This window comes from Leclercia sp. AS011 (assembly GCF_037152535.1).
In the GTDB taxonomy this organism is placed as follows: domain Bacteria; phylum Pseudomonadota; class Gammaproteobacteria; order Enterobacterales; family Enterobacteriaceae; genus Enterobacter.
The window spans coordinates 191,706-209,344 of sequence record NZ_JBBCMA010000001.1 but is presented as its reverse complement, the minus strand read 5'-3'; the positions used below and the strand labels follow the sequence as shown (position 1 = coordinate 209,344).

Genomic DNA, 17,639 nt, shown 5'->3' with positions numbered 1-17,639 from the left:
TGAGCTCCGGAGTACCGGAGCTTTACTTCATCGAATCATTCAGTAACGACAACACCACCTGCGACGTCTGATTGGCTTTCGTCAATAACGACGCCATCGACTCCTGGAACATCTGCGCACGCGCCATATTGGTCACTTCAAGCGCATAATCAGCGTCTTCAATACGTGAGCGAGAAGCGTTAACGGCAACAGTCATTTTCCCCTGAAGATTTTGCGTGGACTCCAGACGGTTAGCCACGGCACCCAGCGTACTGCGTCTTTCATCAATCTGCTTAATGGCATTGTCGATCGCCGCCAGGGGATTAACCGGGTTTTTCAGCCGTATTTCATTCCCGACTTCAGCGATATTCAGAGTGGTGTAGTTGGTTGCGGCATCCGTGGATGATCCAATAGACGCATTATAATAAAGCACCAGATCGCCCACGCCGTTCTGCGTCTTAAGCATGATCTGGCCTGAATTATCATCGGGTAAAACCAGGGTGACTCTTTTTGTCTCCACGCCATTTACCACATCCATGTAGTAGTTGCCGTCCGCATCCAGGCGCAGCACATCGTTCGACGTATTGCCGTCAGCATCGGTATAGCGGACATTGACCTTCGCAGGATCCATCGTCACGCGTGATGACCCACTAACGCGAGTAACGTCAGAGAAATTATTCAGGCTGGTAGCGTTATTCGCCGTGACAACAAGGGAATGGGTTGTGCCATCGGTCGTCGCCGACACCGAGGCATTGTAATAGCTGAAATGACCGCTGCCGTCGTCCACTTCCATAATGTACTGGCTACCCGATTTCAGCAGCCTGGCATTCGCGCCAGAAACGGGATTATTACTGGCATCGTTAAACGTCAGCGCTGCGGTAGTGGTATCTATATTGGGTGTCGATGTTGCGACTGCAGGAATAACGGCAAAATCCGTCTCCAGGAGTCCACTGGCACTGGTCATTTGCGCGGTGATGGCACCGGTCGCACCGTAGGTTAGCGTGGCGGGATAATAGAAATCGTCCTGCTCAATATAATACTGGCCGTTGGATTCTCGCAGTGTGGGCACGGGGCTGTTGCTTAATGCCCCGCCGCTGGTGTCGAGATAATTTACGGAAGGAATCGACCGCCCATTGAGCTGGGTGACGCCGCTGTAGACTGGCGTTCCATTGGTAGCGCTGATATTTACGCTTCCGGTTCCGCTGGCGGTATCCCAGCTTGCACTATACGTGGCCTGATAATAAACCGGCTTGCCGTCGCTTCCCGTGTCCTGAATGTAATAGAGATTGTTAGAAGCATTACGCACCAGCTGCGGCGAATTTAAGGTGCCTGACGGCGAATACGTGACGCTGACATTGCCGCTGGTAAGATCGATATTACTGGCGCTGCCCGCGACCTGGTTTATATCTGAAACCGTTCCGCTGATCCCGCGAAGCACGAAATCTTTCAGGCCGATATTATCCACGCTGAAATTTTTAGATAAATCGAGGAAGATCTTTTCATTATCACGGGTGCCAACCTGAAAACCGACCGTACCCGCGCTGCCGTCCAGGAGGTTAATACCGTTGAAGTCGACAGCGGTATTCAGTCGATCTATCTCTTTCAGGTTTAAATTGATTTCGGCCTGAATGGCATCGGCATCCAGCAGGGTATATGACTCACTGAGCCCCTGTACCGTGAGCTCACGAACGCGCTGCAATCGGTTGTTAATTTCACTCATTGCGCTTTCGGCAGTCTGCACCAGAGATAATCCATCCCCGGCGTTACGTTGCGCCTGTTGCAGCGCATTCTGCTGGCTGGTCATGCGGTTAGCAATCGCCTGATTGGCCGCATTATCCTTCGCACTGTTGATCCGCAGGCCAGAGGAGAGATTGCGGATGGCCTGGTCAAGGGCAGACGTATTTTTTGCGGATCTTCCCTGAATCGTTAACGCTATTAAATTCGTTTTTAGGCTTAACATTCCGATATACCGGTACAGGTTTGTCTGGAGAGGTTATCGGCCGTAATCTTGGTTAGTTGATGATTTATTTGGATCTTAACCAAATTTAGTAGGGGGGTGCCGTACGTTTTTCCGGATATGTTAGTGCAATCCGGGGTGACGACGACGTCCATGAACGGCGAATAACCCTGCCACTGGCACGGTTTAAGGAGGGTAATATGTCAAAAGCGCTACTCATCATCGATATGCAGAATTTTGTAAAAGAGAGAATTCAACAGGGCGTGGATCACTTCCCTCCTACCGGCATCGAAAACATGGCTTCGGTCATTGAACAATTCAGAGCATCTGGCCGCCCGGTCATCCATGTGCGCCATCAGACGCCTGAGCAGGGTTCGCCTCTTCATCACAGCTCGCCAGCAAGCCAGCCCCTGGAATCATTTGAAGAGCGCCCTGGCGAACCGGTATTTATCAAACACACCTCCTCTGCATTCAGTTCCACGGGATTACTGGCGCATCTCCGGGAGGCCGCTATTTCAGAGATAGTGGTTATCGGTGCCGTGGCAGGATTTTGCGTTAACTCCACCGTCAGAATGGGTGCCGACCTTGGATTAAAAATGACGGTGATAAACGATGCGGTGCTCAGCTTTGAGCTGGAAAAATCTCAGCTCAGCGCGAAAGCTATTCATGATGTCACTCTGGCGCTGCTCGGGGCCGGTTTTGCTCAGGTTATCGCCACAGAGGAATTAAACGTCCACTGAGCTCTGCGCTCCAGGGTATAATCTGCCCATCATTTGACAGACTTCAGAAACGAACATGACCAAACTCACACTCCAGGAACAGATGCTTAAAGCTGGCTTAGTCTCCAGCAAGAAAATGGCGAAAGTGCAGCGTACCGCCAAAAAATCCCGCGTTCAGGCGCGGGAAGCGCGCGAAGCGGTGGAAGTGAACAAGCAGGCGCAAATTGAACGCGACAAAGAGTTGAGCGAGCAGCAGAAGCAGGCCACGCTGGCGAAAGAGTACAAAGCGCAGATTAAGCAGTTAATTGAGATGAACCGGATTGTGGTGGCAAAAGGCGATATCGGCTTTAACTTCACCGATAATAACCTGATTAAAAAGATCTACGTCGATAAGACTACCCAGGCACAGCTGATCAATGGCCGTCTCGCCATTGCCCGTCTGGTTGCCGACGCGGGCCGTGAGAGCGAATATGCGATTATCCCCGCCATCGTTGCCGAGAAAATTTCCCAGCGTGATGCGAGCTATATCGTGTTAAGCAGCGAGCTGACGCAGGAAGCGAAGGACGAGGACGATCCGTACGCCGATTTTGTCGTACCAGACGATTTGATGTGGTAACCCTTCCAGCCCCCCTCCCCCGGAGGGGGGCTGTATCCATCCTTAACGCTCGTGGAACGCCTCTGCTCTGGCGCGCAGAATAGGTTTCAGGAGATAGGCCATTACCGTCTTCTTGCCGGTAATGATATCCACCGAAGCCACCATCCCCGGAATAATCAACAGCGGTTTCTCATCCGTGCCGAGATGGTTTTTGTCGGTGCGCAGACGAATAATGTAAAAACTCTTCCCGTCTTTGTCGGTCACCGTATCGGGGCTGATCTGCTCCAGGGTACCCTTCAGTCCGCCATAGATGGTGTAATCGTAAGCGGTGAACTTCACCGTCGCCTCCTGGCCCGGACGTAAAAACGCGATGTCCTGCGGACGAATCTTCGCTTCCACCAGCAGCGTGTCGTCCAGCGGAACAATCTCCACCAGGTCATTACCCGGCTGGATCACGCCGCCGATGGTGTTGACCAGCAGCTGCTGGACGACGCCGCGCACCGGCGATGTCACCAGGGTGCGGTTCACCCGGTCGGAAATTGCCTTGCCCGAGGCCTCAATTTTGCTGAGATCGGTTCGCGCCTCGTTGAGCTGCCCCAGCGCCTCGCTGCGGTAACGCCCCCGCGTTTCGCTCACCTTGCTCTCAATCTCCTTGATGGCCGCTTCCGCCCGGGGAATGGCGAGCAGCACCGAGTCCAGCTGCCCCTGAGTTTCTACCACCCCGCGCCGCAGACGCAGCACCTCTACTTTTGAAATTGCCCCTTTGGCCACCAGCGGTTCAGACATGCTGACCTCCTGCTGCTGCAGCCCCAGGCTACGGCGGTACTGGCTGACCTTGCCCTGGAAGTCGAGCAGCTCCTGCTTCTTCTGCACCAGCTGTTCGTTGAGACCGTCCAGCTCGCTCTGGATACGTTTGTTCACGCTGGCGAACAGCTCCAGTTCGCCGCTGGCAATATCCGGCGCCTTCTGCACAATCTCCGGCGCCAGGGTCAGGGTTTTCGCATCGTCAAGCTGGGCGGTCAGACGCTGGATCCGCGCCTGCAGCGCCAGCCGATCGGCATCGGACTCCCCGGCGTTGGAGCGAAACTGGGTATCGTCCAGACGCAGCAGCGGTGCTCCGGCTTTCACCACCTCGCCTTCATGCACAAAGACCTCAGCGACGATCCCCCCTTCGAGGTTCTGCACTTTTTGCAGGCGGGAGGAGGGAATGGCCCGCCCTTCCCCGCGCGTCACCTCATCAATATTCGCCAGCGATGCCCAGAGGATCATGGCGATAAAGAAGGCGAAGATCGCCCATAGCGTGACGCGCACCACCCGCGGGGCATCATCCAGCAAGGCTTTGTTCACCTCATTGGTGGTGAATGGCGCGGGCTGTTTATCGCCTGACAGCCAGCGCATCAGGCGGCTAAGCGACTCAACGATTCGCATGAATTTGTCCCTTCTTCAGCGCGCTCATGACGCTCTCTTTCGGACCGTCGGCAATGATTTTGCCGTTGTCGACGATAATCAGACGATCCACCAGGGTCAGCAACGACGCACGATGCGTCACCATCAGCAGCGTTTTGTTACTGATGACCGGTATCAGCGCCTTTTTAATCAGATCTTCACTGGTGTTATCCATGGAGCTGGTGGGCTCATCCATCAGCAGCACCGGGGGATCGAGAAGCAGCGCGCGCGCCAGCGCCACCGCCTGCCGCTGGCCGCCGGAGAGACTCATCCCCCGCTCGCCCACCTGCATGTTGTAACCGGACGGATGGCGACGGGCGAACTCGTGCACCCCGGTCAGGGTGGCGACCCGCAGCATGGTTTCGTCATCCACGTAGCTGGCCCCGTAGACCAGATTCTCCCGCAGGGTTCCGCTGAACAGGTGGATATCCTGCGGGGCGTAGCCGATGTTATGGCGCAGATCGTGGACGTCGATCTGGCGGGCATCAATCCCGTCGATCAGCACATTGCCGCTGTCCGGCTGATAAAAACCAACCAGCAGTTTCGCCAGCGAGCTTTTACCCGACCCGCTGCGGCCGATGATCCCCACCTTCTCGCCGGGCTGGATGGTCAGCGAGACGTTGCTGAGCGAGGCGTACTGGTTGCCGGGGTAGACGAAGGTCACGTCGCGCAGCTCAATGGCACCGGAGAGGGTTTCACGCTTCAGCGGCACCTCGTCGTCCTGCACCTCCTGCTCCAGGCCCATCATCCGGTCGATGGTGGCTTTGGTCATCCGCGCCCGCTGGTAGCGGGTGATCAGGCTGCAAAGCTGGCCGATGGGCATCATGGCGCGACGGTGCAGCAGGTAGCAGGCGATCAGCCCGCCCATGCTCAGGTTGCCACCAATAATGATGTAGACCCCGGCTACGATAATGGCCACGCCGCTGAACTGCTGCAGCCAGGTGGTAAAGTTCACCGCCACGTAGGAGAGCGACTTCACCCGCAGCTCCAGCTTGCTGAGCTGGCCGGTGAGGTGTTCCCACTGATACTGGCGCTCGCTCTGGGCGTTGTTGATCTTGATGGCATCCAGGCCGGTGAGCGTCTCCACCAGCATAGCCTGACGTTCGTTGGAGAGCTGATAGGTTTTCTTGACCCGCGACATCAGCGGGCGCTGGATCAGCCAGTTCACCAGCAGCGCCAGCGGGTAGCAAAGCAGCGGGATAAACACCAGCGGGCCGCCGATGATACCAATCACCAGCAGGATCAGCAGGGTAAACGGCAGGTCGATAAAGGCGGTCAGGGTCAGCGACGACAGGAAGTCACGGATCGACTGGAACTCCTGAAAGTTCTGCGCGAAGCTACCCACCCGCTGCGGGCGCAGCTTCATCTTCATCCCCAGCAGCCGCTCGAACAGCGCTGAGGAGACCACCAGGTCGGTCTTTTTCCCCGCCAGGTCGAGGCAAATGCCCCGCAGGATCTTCAGCACAAAGTCGAACACAAACGCGATGCTGATGCCGATGGCCAGCACCCACAGAGTCGCCGTGGCCTGATTGGGCACCACCCGGTCATAGACGTTCATCACAAACAGCGGCGCGGCGAGGGCCACCAGGTTAACGAGGAAGCTGGCGACCACCGCATCCAGGTAGAGGAATTTCGACAGTTTGAGCGTGTCCTGGAACCAGGCTTTGGTGCGCGGCAGCGTGGCCGTCGGCTGGGCATCAAACTCATGTTTCGGGGAGATGAAGATCACCCGGCCGCTGTAGTTCTCCGCCAGCGTCTCGGGCGATACGGTAATCTCACCGCCTTCGGTTTCACTGGGCAGCAGGCGCGCGCGCTGTTGATCGTCCCAGCCAATCAACACCGCGGTCTGATTGTTTTTCAGCAGCAGAATGGCCGGCAGTGACATCGCGGTGATGTTCTCCAGCGGTCGCTGCACCACTCGCGCCTTTAGCCCCGCCCGGCCAGCAGCGCGGGGAAAGCTCTCTATCGTCAGGGTGTGAGCTTCCAGCGGCAGACCGGTGGTCAGGACGTTGCGGCTGGTGGCGATGTTATGCAACTTACAGACGATCATCAGCGCATCCAGCAGCGGATCGTCATGGCTTTGCCGCGGATCCTGTCTGCCCTGCGCCTGCGGGGTCATCTCGATGCGATCCGGGGAGTCATTATCAGGCGTCATTCTCTGCCTCAGTGTTCTGCGGACGGCGGTCGCAGGGATAAAAAAGAGGGATATTGCCGGTCGTTCTGCCAGCAATAACCCCGTCAGCTTTTAAGGGCGGCTTATTTTATTTCAGGCAGCTCGGTCTGTGAACGCTGCGCCTGATCGATCGGTTGCGCTGCCGAAGGTGCCTGAATGTTCAGGCTCTTAAGCAGTTCGCCGGTACGGGCATTGATGCGGTAAGTGGTAAACATGTCGACGAACTGTAGCTCAACGTAGCGGCGCTGGGCGCTGAACACTTCGTTTTCGCTGTCGAGCATATCGAGCAGGGTACGGTCACCAAGGCTGAACTGCTCCTGATAGGCGCTACGCACCTGCACGCTGCGATCGGCATACTCTTTGGCAATCGGCACCTGCTGTTTGGCGTTTTTGAGGGCGTTCCAGGCCAGACGCAGATCTTCATTCAGCTGACGCTGGGCGTTATTTTTCACATCCTGCGCCTCTTTCATTTTGTAGGCGTAAGAGGTGAGCGTGGCCTGGTCGCTGCCGCCGTTATAGAGGTTGTAGCGCATGCGCAGCATCGCCTGCCACTCCTGGCTGTGCCCGCGGGTGCCATCAATGTTGTTATCCATGGTGCGACCGACCTCAACGTTCACATCCGGGTAAAAGCGCGATTTTGCCGCCTCGTACTGCTGGCGGGTGGCTTCCACATCGGCATCCGCCTGCTTCAGCAGCGGGTTGTTTTCCATCATCACCGAACGCGCGGCGTCCAGCGAGGCGGGCACCGCGATTTTAGCGGGCATCACCAGGGTATCCGGCTCTTTGCCGGTGATGCTCTGGTAGTTAGCACGGGAGTCTTCGAGGTTAGTTTGCTCGGTCAGCAGGTTGTTGCGCGCCTGCGCCAGACGGGCTTGCGCCTGCTCAAAGTCAGCCTGACGGCCCACGCCCTGCTCGGTACGCAGGCGGATCTGATCAAACACCCGCTCGTGATTCTTGAGGTTATCTTCTGCCAGCGCCACCATCTTCTGGCGCATCAGCACGTCGAGATAGCTCTGGATCGCCTGCAGAGCGGTGGATTCGCTGGTATTCAGCACCGTCCAGGCACGCGAGTTGACGGTCGCTTTCTGGCGGCCCACTTCGCTGGTGGTCGCAAACCCATTGAAGACGTTCTGGCGCAGGTTGATGGCGGACTCGCTGCGATGCAAATCACGCAGATGATCGCCTGCCGCACGGGTGCTGGCGTTATCGGTTTGCTCCCAGCCGGTACCGGCGGTGAGATCCAACGACGGCAGATAACCGCCTTTGGCAGCGCGGAGATCCTGATCGGCGGAATAGCGGCTGTTTACCGACGCGTTAACTTCCGGGTGCCAGAGCAGGCTGTCTTTTACGGCCTGCTCCAGGGTAGTGGCCTGGCTCTGCGTGGCGCTCAACACCAGCGCCGCACCCATAATAATCTGACTATACTGTTTCATCTTGCTGTCTTTCCTTCATATCCCTTGATTGTTGGTCAATACCCACCAGAGAAAATCCCATTAGACCGAGGGAAAAAATGCATCCTGCGATTTTGTGGTCAGACGGCATCCCTCGTCCGATTTGAATTAACATCTTACTGTTTGCCGCGCAGAGGCAGACTGCCCCTGCGCGGCGATCGATCAGACATGCTCTTCCGGTTTGGCGATCAGGTTATCCAGCATCTCTTCGTTACCGGCATCGTAACCGTCCGCTCCGGCTATCTCGCCGCCTTCAGCAGGAACATGTTCGACCTCCGCCGGGGCGTCCGCCGCGTCGCTCTGCGGCCCTGCCTGGATCAGGTTGCTGAGATCGTGATGCTCGTCGTCGTGAATGAGATCGCTGAAGTTCAGCTGCTCGTCCTGACCCGGGCTGGCGCTCTGTAGCGTGGCGAGCGTTTCACTCTGGGTGTCGCCCAACTGCGTATTACCCGCTTCGCTGTTGTCTGGGGTCGTAGTGCTGAGCATCAGATTGTCATCGTCGATTAACGAAGTAGCGTGATCGTCAGCATCCAGGCTACTGGAATGCGTCTGCTTATCGCTCTCCTCGCCGTTATGATCGGCATGATTGTCCTCAACGCTGTGGCTGGCCATCAGAGAGTGGTCGTCGTCGGTAGCGTCATCGGCATACTCTTCTCCACCGTGGCTTTCGCTGACGATGGTTCCGCCCTCTTCGCCATCAAAGGTGAAGTGGGTTTCGTGCTGATCGGAGGCGGTAGAATCCACTTCCAGCGAGATATCACCGAAATCGCTCTTACCGTCCGGAAGCTCAACGCTGACCTGGCCGGTAAAGTGCGAGGTATCATTATCAAAGGTCAGGATGTAGACCTTGTGTTCCGCGTCGTAAGTGACGCTGGCGTAGTTGCCTGTAAAGGTCGCATTCTCAGGAATGCCGCCGAGGGTAATGCTGTTCAGGTGGTCGCTGCTGTCTGAACTTTCGAGATTGACGTCGAGGTTCAGGGTAGCCGTTGTAGTAACGGTAGTATTGCCGCCGTGCGTTTCAGAAGGCCCATCCCCAAAAACAATCCCTTCAATACCATTGGCATTCTGGAACGGCGAATGACCGTCTTTATCGGTGACATGAATATTATCCATGTCATTGTTCTGGTGGTTCTGCGGATGATCGACACCCGTTACGGTGTAATCGTCAGCATTGCCCTGGACAAAGATATAGTCCTTGCCCGCATCGCCTTCCGGCACGCCCTGGTTGCCGGTAATGCCGTTCAGCGGTTTGAATTCATAGTGGTCGTTTGACCAGTCACCCTGCTGGTAGTAGCCGCCGGTATGATCGCCCACCACGAAGATGTCGGTATGACCCGACGAGCTGCCGTTGGCATTGCCCTGGCTGTCGTAGTAGTGGATCTGATCCGGGCTGTCGGCCTTAGGCACGAAATCGCCCTGAATCTTACCGTCCGGGCTATCCGGGGTCAGCCAGACGTGCACGTTACTGCCGATCGCCACGATCACGCCGTTCTGGATATCGTACCCGTTAGGATCGCCGCTACCGCCGTTAATGTGGATGATCTTGTCATCTGACGTCTCGGTCGTCTTATCGCCAGGGGTAACGGTAACGGTCAGTTTGACGTCGGAATCGGAATCGGCGTCGGCGTCGGCGTCGGCGTCGGCGTCGGCATCAGCATCTGCATCGGAATCTGCATCCGCATCCGCATCCGCATCCGCATCAGCGTCAGCGTCTGCATCGGAATCAGCATCCGCATCTGCATCTGCATCGGCGTCGGCGTCGGCGTCAGAATCAGCATCCGCATCTGCGTCGGCATCAGCATCCGCATCGGCATCAGCATCCGCATCGGCATCGGCATCTGCATCAGCATCCGCGTCGGCATCTGCATCAGCATCCGCGTCGGCATCTGCATCCGCGTCGGCATCTGCATCCGCATCGGCGTCGGCGTCGGCGTCGGCGTCGGAATCAGCATCCGCATCTGCATCGGCATCGGCATCAGCGTCCGCATCTGCATCAGCATCTGCATCAGCATCTGCATCAGCATCTGCGTCGGCATCCGCATCTGCATCCGCGTCGGCGTCGGCGTCTGCGTCTGCGTCTGCGTCCGCATCGGCATCAGCATCGGCATCGGCGTCTGCGTCCGCATCGGCATCAGCATCGGCATCGGCGTCTGCATCGGCGTCGGCGTCGGCGTCGGCATCCGCATCGGCATCGGCATCAGAATCAGCATCCGCGTCCGCATCTGCATCCGCGTCCGCATCGGCGTCGGAATCAGCATCCGCATCTGCATCTGCGTCAGAATCTGCATCGGCGTCGGCGTCGGAATCAGCATCCGCATCCGCATCGGCATCGGCATCAGCGTCCGCATCAGCATCTGCATCAGCATCTGCGTCTGCATCGGCATCAGCATCAGCATCAGCGTCTGCATCGGAATCAGCATCCGCATCCGCATCTGCATCTGCATCTGCGTCCGCGTCGGCATCTGCATCGGCATCCCCATCCGCATCGGCGTCGGCGTCCGCATCGGCATCCGCATCGGCGTCGGCATCCGCATCCGCATCCGCATCCGCATCGGCGTCCGCATCGGCGTCCGCATCGGCATCCGCATCGGCGTCGGAATCAGCATCCGCATCTGCATCTGCGTCAGAATCTGCATCGGCGTCGGCGTCGGCGTCGGCGTCAGCATCAGCGTCGGCGTCAGCGTCAGCATCGGCGTCGGCGTCGGCGTCAGCATCTGCATCTGCATCCGCGTCGGCGTCCGCATCCGCATCGGCGTCGGCGTCGGCGTCGGCATCAGCGTCTGCGTCAGAATCCGCATCGGCATCGGCATCAGCGTCGGCGTCGGCGTCCGCATCCGCATCCGCATCGGCGTCGGCGTCGGCATCAGCATCTGCATCGGCATCTGCGTCGGAATCTGCATCAGCATCCGCATCCGCATCCGCATCAGCGTCAGCGTCAGCGTCAGCATCGGCATCTGCATCAGCATCCGCGTCGGCATCTGCATCCGCATCGGCGTCGGCATCCGCATCCGCATCTGCATCGGCATCGGCATCTGCATCAGCGTCAGCATCAGCATCGGCGTCTGCATCGGCATCTGCATCAGCATCTGCGTCGGCATCTGCATCTGCATCTGCATCTGCATCAGCATCAGCATCAGCATCAGCATCAGCATCAGCATCAGCATCGGCATCAGCATCGGCATCAGCATCAGCATCAGCATCAGCATCAGAATCTGCATCGGCGTCCGCGTCGGCATCAGCGTCCGCATCAGCATCCGCATCTGCATCGGCATCGGAATCAGCATCCGCATCAGCATCCGCATCAGCGTCGGCGTCAGAATCAGCATCCGCATCAGAATCCGCATCCGCATCTGCGTCTGCGTCGGCGTCCGCATCAGCATCCGCGTCGGCGTCAGAATCAGCATCCGCATCTGCGTCGGCATCCGCATCGGCATCAGCGTCCGCATCGGCATCAGTATCTGCGTCGGCATCCGCATCCGCATCGGCATCAGAATCAGCATCCGCATCTGCGTCGGCATCGGCATCAGCGTCCGCATCTGCGTCGGAATCTGCATCGGCGTCGGAATCAGCATCCGCATCCGCATCAGCGTCTGCATCAGAGTCAGAGTCAGAGTCAGAATCTGCATCAGCGTCCGCATCTGCATCGGCGTCGGAATCTGCATCCGCATCCGCATCAGCGTCAGAATCGGCATCAGCGTCTGCATCGGCATCAGCGTCTGCATCGGCATCGGCGTCTGCATCTGCATCTGCATCTGCATCTGCATCTGCATCTGCATCTGCATCGGCATCGGCATCGGCATCGGCATCGGAATCCGCATCCGAATCGTCAGTATCAAGCAGCGTTAATTCTTCCGGCCGCTCATCGTCGGGGAAATCCAGGCCGATCGTCGGGTAACCCGCATTGGGGTCAACAATCTCAGCGGTTAAATCGAGGACGACGTGGGTATGCGACCCGCCGCCGCTGCCGCCAGGCTCACCGCCAGTACTCGCGGCCTGCGGACCTGCGGCTGGCGCTTCCAGAATTTGCGTCGGGTCCTGCCCGTCCGCAATGGCCTGCTGAATAGCCGCAACATCCTGCTGTTGGGCCGCCGTGGTATCAGTGGTCACGTGCCCTGAACTGTCCCAGTGGCTGTCACGGCCCAGATCGAGCTGTTTGCCGTCCGCCAGCGATAGCGTTATCGCGCCAGTCGCGCCCGTCTGGATTTGTTCCCCATCGAGGATCCTGTCACCTTCCGTCAGCAACCGCGTGCTGCCATCAGGACTGACTGCGAATACCTGCCCTATTACTGCTTTGACGATTCCGGATACGCCGCTCATATATTGTTTCCTTCATCCTTTTCACGCCCAATTCATCCATTGCTCAGGCTTAGAATGCTAAAAGAGAATTAAATCTTTATTAGTAATTTGCTGTGCAACACTGATAAGGATACGCCTTTCAGTCACAATTTTATTGATTCAGGTCCGGGTCAGGGCCTTATATTAATTGATGGCATGAATGAATTGAAATCAAAACGGCCTGTATTATCGCCACAGAGCGCCAGATTTATAACTCCCGGTTATTATTAACCCCGCCTGATAATGAAAGTGGCTAAATAAGCCCTTCATCGTCATCCGCGATTAATCCTTCCAGACCACTCAGCGAACGGCGCGCCTGCGCGCGGCTGTTGAGTTTTGCCTGCGCGGCCGGTGGCAGATCGGTAATAGTGATGACGCCTTTGCTCATTAGCACCTCAATCAGGTCTTCCAGCACACGCACCATCTCAAGGTCGCTCTGCCGTAGCTGATACAGCGTCGCTTCGCGGATCTCTCGCTGGCGCATCCACTCGTCAATCTCGGGTGTACAGAGGTCATGCTGTTCCGTCATTGTGGAAAAAGGCGTCAATTCCACCCGAATAATTCGGCTTTCAGTATCCCTTTCTACGTAATACATTTTCATTCTCCATTCAAACTATGCGGTTATTTTCCACCCAGCGTACTGGCATCAGCGAAATAGCGCCCCATCGCGCCATGCAGACCAATTTTTTCCAGAACCGCCAGCTCGCCCGCTGTTTCCACACGTTCGGCAATAAGCGGCAGATTAATCTGGCGGGTCGCCCAGTAAATAGCCTCAATAAACAGTTTTTTATCATCCTCACTGTCTATATCGCGAATATAACTGCCATCAACTTTAATCCAGGCCAGACCCCACTGCGGTAAATTGCCAATAAGGTGGAAACGCCCCCCAAAATGCTGGATCCCCAGACGGCAGCCCAACGCCTTCAGGCGACTGACCAGCACGTTTACACGTTCAACGTCCGGAAGCTCGTTCTCATCAAGTTCAAGGGTCAGCAAACCCGCCAGCTGCGGTACGCCTTTCAGCGGCTGCAGCAGAGCGTTCAGGCTCTGATCGTCGGCAACGCTGGCACCGCTGATGCTTAGCGCCAGCGGGCGCGGTGATTTTGCCAGCTCACGCAGGGTCTGCTGGAGCATCACGATATCCATGCGGCGGCTGAGATCGAGACGGTGGATCCACGGCATAAAGCGCCCCGCCGGCACCAGCTCCCCCTCCTGAGTTTTAATCCGGGCGAGGATCTTGTGATGCAGCACCTCGTGGGCGTTGTTGCACGCATACACCGGCTGCGAGAACAGCTCGAAGGCCCCGTTGGTCAGCACCGCGTCAAGGCGAGTGTACCAGCTGTGATGATCCTCTTCGCCCTCACCGGCGGATACGGAATCGGAGCTGGCAAAGAAGCGCATCTCGGTTTCCGCTCTCGCCAGAGCCTGATCCGCCTGGGCCAGCACCGCCTGTGGGGTATCGCCCACGTTAAACGGGACCAGCGCGAAGTGGGCAACCGGCGAAAGGTCGCTCATGCCCGTCTCCGACAGCGCCTTCAGCTGGGTGCTGAGGGTATTACTCAGGTTATCGAGATCCTGCCCGAGGATCGGCGGGGCGATAATGGCGAACTCCCCGCCGCGCACGCGGGCGACAAAGCCTTCGTTGTGAAAATAGTTGCGCTGCAGGCCGGTCAGAATATCCGCTACCGCCACCAGCAACTGATCGGATTTTGCGCCGCCGAGACGCTGGTTGAGGCCCATCAAATCCTGGACCCGCAGCAGCAGGATGTGTCCGCCAGCATTCTCTTCATCGCTCAGGCGCGACTGCAGCTGCATGTCAAACGCGCGGCGGTTGCTCAGCCCGGTCAGGCTGTCGTGATAAGCCTCCTGACGCAAGGATTCGGTGCGCCGGGCCTGCTCGCCGAATAACGCCTTAAGCTGGGTCACCATCATGTTGGTCGCCTCAACTACCCGGCGCAGCTCCGGGGTCTTCGGCAGCGCCGACACATTCAGGAACTCGCGGCGGCAGATGGCCATCGCCTGGCCGACAATATAGTTAAGCGGGCGCAGGGTACGGCGTAACAGCAGGGTGGCGGCGAGCAGGAACAACAGGCTACAGCCGGTCAGCCACAAAAAGCTGGCGACCATGCTGTTCCACAGGCGGGCCAGGGCGAACATCGGATGGCTGACCACCTCGACCCGGGCGACCTGCGTCCAGCCGCGCATCACAATGGCATCACCTTCGCCGGGGCTGAGGTGCACCAGCCGCACGAACCACTGGGGAACGCGGGTATTCTGGGGCACATCGCTGCGCTCGATAATCGATTTATTGGTCTTAATATCGACCACGCGAATGCGATAAAAGTAGCCGCTGTCGAAGATGGAGTTCACCATCAGCTCGGTCATGGTCGGGTCGTCGATATGGGTGGTCAGGGACAACCCCAGCGCCGTCGCCGCATCCTGTGCGTGGGCGCTGAGCTGGTTGCGGTACTGCTCCCGCGAGCTTTCGAGGGTCACCACGAAGTTTCCGCAGAAAATGACGAACGTAAATAAACAGATGCCGATCAGTAGCTGTTTATAAAGAGACATGGCCCTATCCTATTCATTAATTACAAATCCTTCTGCACGCATTCGGGTGAGAAGATCCTGCCAGCGGGAGAGCCGTTTGCTGTCGCCCACGCGTTTGTTGCCGCCGGACTGCGGCAGCCAGAGCCCTTCGCCGTTAAACGCGTAGACCGGAAGCAGGTCAGTACGCTGGGTAGCGGGCAGGATGGCGGTTTTCAGATTATCCAGAACCAGCGGGATCGCCGTGGGGGTGGAGTACCATGTCACCACCATGTGCGCCTGATTCAGTTCGAGTGCTTTTACGTAGGTAATACGTAACTGGTTTGCGGGAACGCCCATTTCGCGCAGGGTGAAATATTTCGCTAACGCAAAGTCCTCGCAGTCCCCTGCCCCTTTACGCAGAAATTCAATCGGCGTTGCCCAGTAATCCTGCTGCTTCCAGACGACGATATCATCCCGAAAAGCCATTCTGGCGTTAAAAAACTGATTAACCTGATTTAACGTATCCTGGATCCTGCCCTGCGACGGTTTGTTAAGCAAGGCCGCCCACTCATCGATCCGCTGGCGGGCGGCGGGAGTGGCCGGACCATACAGCCGTTCGGTACGGGTGCTGATGGCGCTAAAATCCCACCCGGCACCAAGCCCGGGCGAAATAGCCAGCAGTACCACCAGCCAGAGCGACAGCCAGCGTCGACAACGTACTGAGGGGAGGGAACGAAGAGGTCGCATAGGGTCGGCTTACTGCTCGCCTGACCGGGCGCGCCAGCGTTGGCGATACGCGACATAGCCAGAAAGATAGTGCTCAACATCGTCGATCCGCACCCGGTAGCTGTGGTGACGAATAAAAAAGCTGCCGAGGATACGCGGCGGATTTTTAAAGAACATCGCCAGCTCTGGCCAGAAAAAGCCGTTGGCCAGATAGCGGGCGCGGGTCTCCAGCGCCTGGTTAAACACGTCCATATCGAAGCCCGCCAGCAGCTGCTTATGCGGCGAGTCCTCAAGCCGGGCGATCATCTTTGATGCCGCCATCATCAGCTCCAGCAGCGTGGGATAGGTAGTCACCCGGTTCTGGACAAAGTCGAGATGGTCGCGCACGTTATCCAGGCCAAACTGGTAGTAGCGCTCCAGCGGCCGATACAGCGTCAATTCGTTTACGCAGTAGCTGAGCCAGTGATCGTGGGCCTGCCAGTGCTTCTGTTCGATGAAGTGCTCCATCGCCCGTTCGACCATCTCCAGCCAGCGCGGCGCCTTCGTCAGGCCGTAGAGACGCATCAGCGCGAAGGCCGCTTCGCCGTCGTAATAGATAATGCGGTGCGCCGCCTTGAGGGAGAGATCTCCGGCGTTCAGCACGTGGACAAACCCGCCGGTCTTAAGGTCCTGCATAAAGCCGATCCCGTTTGCCAGCCGCGCCATCTGCGCCAGGTAGCGGGGATCGTCGGTCAGCTCGCTGTATTTCGCCATCGCCAGGATGCACACCGCATTGCCGCCGAGCTTGATCTCATCGCCGGTATCCACCAGGAAATCGGCTTCGCTGCCGTCCGGCAGAGTGTACGTGCGAATAAAGCTGTCGCAGAGATCGTTTAGCGCCCGCTCAATCGCCGCGAACTGGGCAGGCTCTCGCGTCACTTCCCAGCCTTCTAGTAGGGCATAGGTGGAGCTGGCGTGGCGCAGGGCGTTATAGGTTGGGATAGCGCGATCGAAGCAGGGGAACCAGCCGTACTGGTAGCGCCCGGAAGCGGTGATCTGACGGGCCAGATAGTCGGTGGCCGAGGCGATCATCGGCTCCAGCGCCGTCGCCTGCCAGTCGGGAAGCTGGCGGTAGCCGCTGTTGCGCCCGGTCGACTCGATGGGCAGCAGCTGCTCGCCGTCGCAAAACAGCGCCCGGGTGGTGAAGCGCCAGAGCGTCTGGTCAGGCTGTTCGGGCCAGCTCAGCACCGCCCCGAAGCGACGGCGGGAGAAATGGGCCAGGTTGTTGGCATTTGGCGTGGCGACGCCGTGGTCCCCGTGATAGAGCAGCGCGTTGGCGGCGATTTCCTGCTCCAGCATGGCGTAGCGAAACGCCGGATCGAGGCTCAGGCCATAGCGAAAGTAGTTACGTTTGGTTTTGGCTAAGCGGGCTTCCAGCGTCTCCCAGCGCAGCGCCTCCACCTTATCGACAAGGTCAACCCGCAGCCAGCAGACGTCGGTACCGCTCTGCTGTTGCCACTGCTGTAGCGCCTGAGCACCCTGCTGCCAGGCCTGCTCAAAGGTGTCGCCGCGACCCTGCACAATGTGCGCGCGGTGTTGACTGTCAGAGGCACTAAAAAAGAGTGCCCAGGCGGGGAAAATCGCTGGTTTAGGCGCAACGTCCAGCAACTCCATCGCCGGGCGGGTTTGCGCAAGTAAGTCGCTGAGCGGCATGTTAACTCCTGATAACGCCAGAGGAACCCTGTCAGAAAAT

General features: G+C 57.9%; 12 protein-coding genes and 1 pseudogene. 2 read left to right on the top strand and 11 right to left on the bottom strand.

From position 1 onward, the window contains the following. Positions 1-22 precede the first annotated feature (22 nt). Positions 23-1,939: a flagellin N-terminal helical domain-containing protein gene (locus WFO70_RS00935; protein WP_337014132.1), complete on the bottom strand. Its 1,917-nt coding sequence runs from the start codon at positions 1,937-1,939 to the stop codon at positions 23-25. A 197-nt stretch (positions 1,940-2,136) separates the two neighbouring features. On the opposite strand from WFO70_RS00935, the gene WFO70_RS00930 reads away from it, so the two are divergent. Together WFO70_RS00930 and WFO70_RS00925 are read left to right on the top strand one after the other, a co-directional pair. Next, positions 2,137-2,676, top strand: a complete 540-nt coding sequence (locus WFO70_RS00930) for an isochorismatase family protein (RefSeq protein WP_337014130.1) — start codon at positions 2,137-2,139, stop codon at positions 2,674-2,676. A 55-nt stretch (positions 2,677-2,731) separates the two neighbouring features. Then, positions 2,732-3,271 (top strand): DUF2058 domain-containing protein, encoded by a 540-nt coding sequence (locus WFO70_RS00925; RefSeq protein WP_337014127.1) that lies wholly within the window; start codon positions 2,732-2,734, stop codon positions 3,269-3,271. A 42-nt stretch (positions 3,272-3,313) separates the two neighbouring features. Here WFO70_RS00925 and WFO70_RS00920 read toward each other — a convergent pair whose 3' ends face one another. From WFO70_RS00920 to WFO70_RS00875, 10 genes and pseudogenes are all read right to left on the bottom strand, one after another. Continuing rightward, the gene (locus WFO70_RS00920) at positions 3,314-4,678 is read right to left on the bottom strand and encodes an HlyD family type I secretion periplasmic adaptor subunit (protein WP_337014125.1); all 1,365 of its coding nucleotides are present in this window, start codon (positions 4,676-4,678) and stop codon (positions 3,314-3,316) included. Continuing rightward, complete coding sequence (locus WFO70_RS00915; RefSeq protein WP_442913341.1) at positions 4,665-6,851, bottom strand: type I secretion system permease/ATPase; 2,187 nt, start codon at positions 6,849-6,851, stop codon at positions 4,665-4,667. Before WFO70_RS00915 ends, WFO70_RS00920 begins: the two co-directional genes overlap by 14 nt. Before the next feature lie 101 nt (positions 6,852-6,952). Continuing rightward, on the bottom strand, positions 6,953-8,302 hold the full coding sequence (locus tag WFO70_RS00910; RefSeq protein WP_337014123.1) for a TolC family outer membrane protein: 1,350 nt from the start codon (positions 8,300-8,302) through the stop codon (positions 6,953-6,955). A 180-nt stretch (positions 8,303-8,482) separates the two neighbouring features. Next, positions 8,483-9,799 (bottom strand): hypothetical protein, encoded by a 1,317-nt coding sequence (locus WFO70_RS00905; protein ID WP_337014121.1) that lies wholly within the window; start codon positions 9,797-9,799, stop codon positions 8,483-8,485. 113 nt (positions 9,800-9,912) lie between these two features. After that, a complete protein-coding gene (locus WFO70_RS00900) occupies positions 9,913-12,138 on the bottom strand; it encodes a hypothetical protein (RefSeq protein WP_337014119.1) in 2,226 nt (741 codons plus the stop codon). Between the two features lie 124 nt (positions 12,139-12,262). Next, positions 12,263-12,637 (bottom strand): annotated as a pseudogene (locus tag WFO70_RS22450) (retention module-containing protein); the annotation flags it as partial. Positions 12,638-12,908: 271 nt separating this feature from the next. Beyond that, positions 12,909-13,250 carry a tryptophan synthase subunit beta gene (locus WFO70_RS00890; protein ID WP_337014116.1) on the bottom strand — a complete coding sequence of 114 codons (342 nt, stop codon included), beginning with the start codon at positions 13,248-13,250 and terminating at the stop codon, positions 12,909-12,911. 26 nt (positions 13,251-13,276) lie between these two features. After that, positions 13,277-15,223 (bottom strand): cyclic di-GMP receptor LapD, encoded by a 1,947-nt coding sequence (gene lapD / locus WFO70_RS00885; protein ID WP_337014115.1) that lies wholly within the window; start codon positions 15,221-15,223, stop codon positions 13,277-13,279. Positions 15,224-15,232: 9 nt separating this feature from the next. Continuing rightward, on the bottom strand, positions 15,233-15,928 hold the full coding sequence (lapG, locus tag WFO70_RS00880) for a cysteine protease LapG (protein WP_337014114.1): 696 nt from the start codon (positions 15,926-15,928) through the stop codon (positions 15,233-15,235). 9 nt (positions 15,929-15,937) lie between these two features. Continuing rightward, the gene (locus WFO70_RS00875; protein WP_442913340.1) at positions 15,938-17,599 is read right to left on the bottom strand and encodes a Mur ligase; all 1,662 of its coding nucleotides are present in this window, start codon (positions 17,597-17,599) and stop codon (positions 15,938-15,940) included. Between the last annotated feature and the right edge of the window lie 40 nt (positions 17,600-17,639).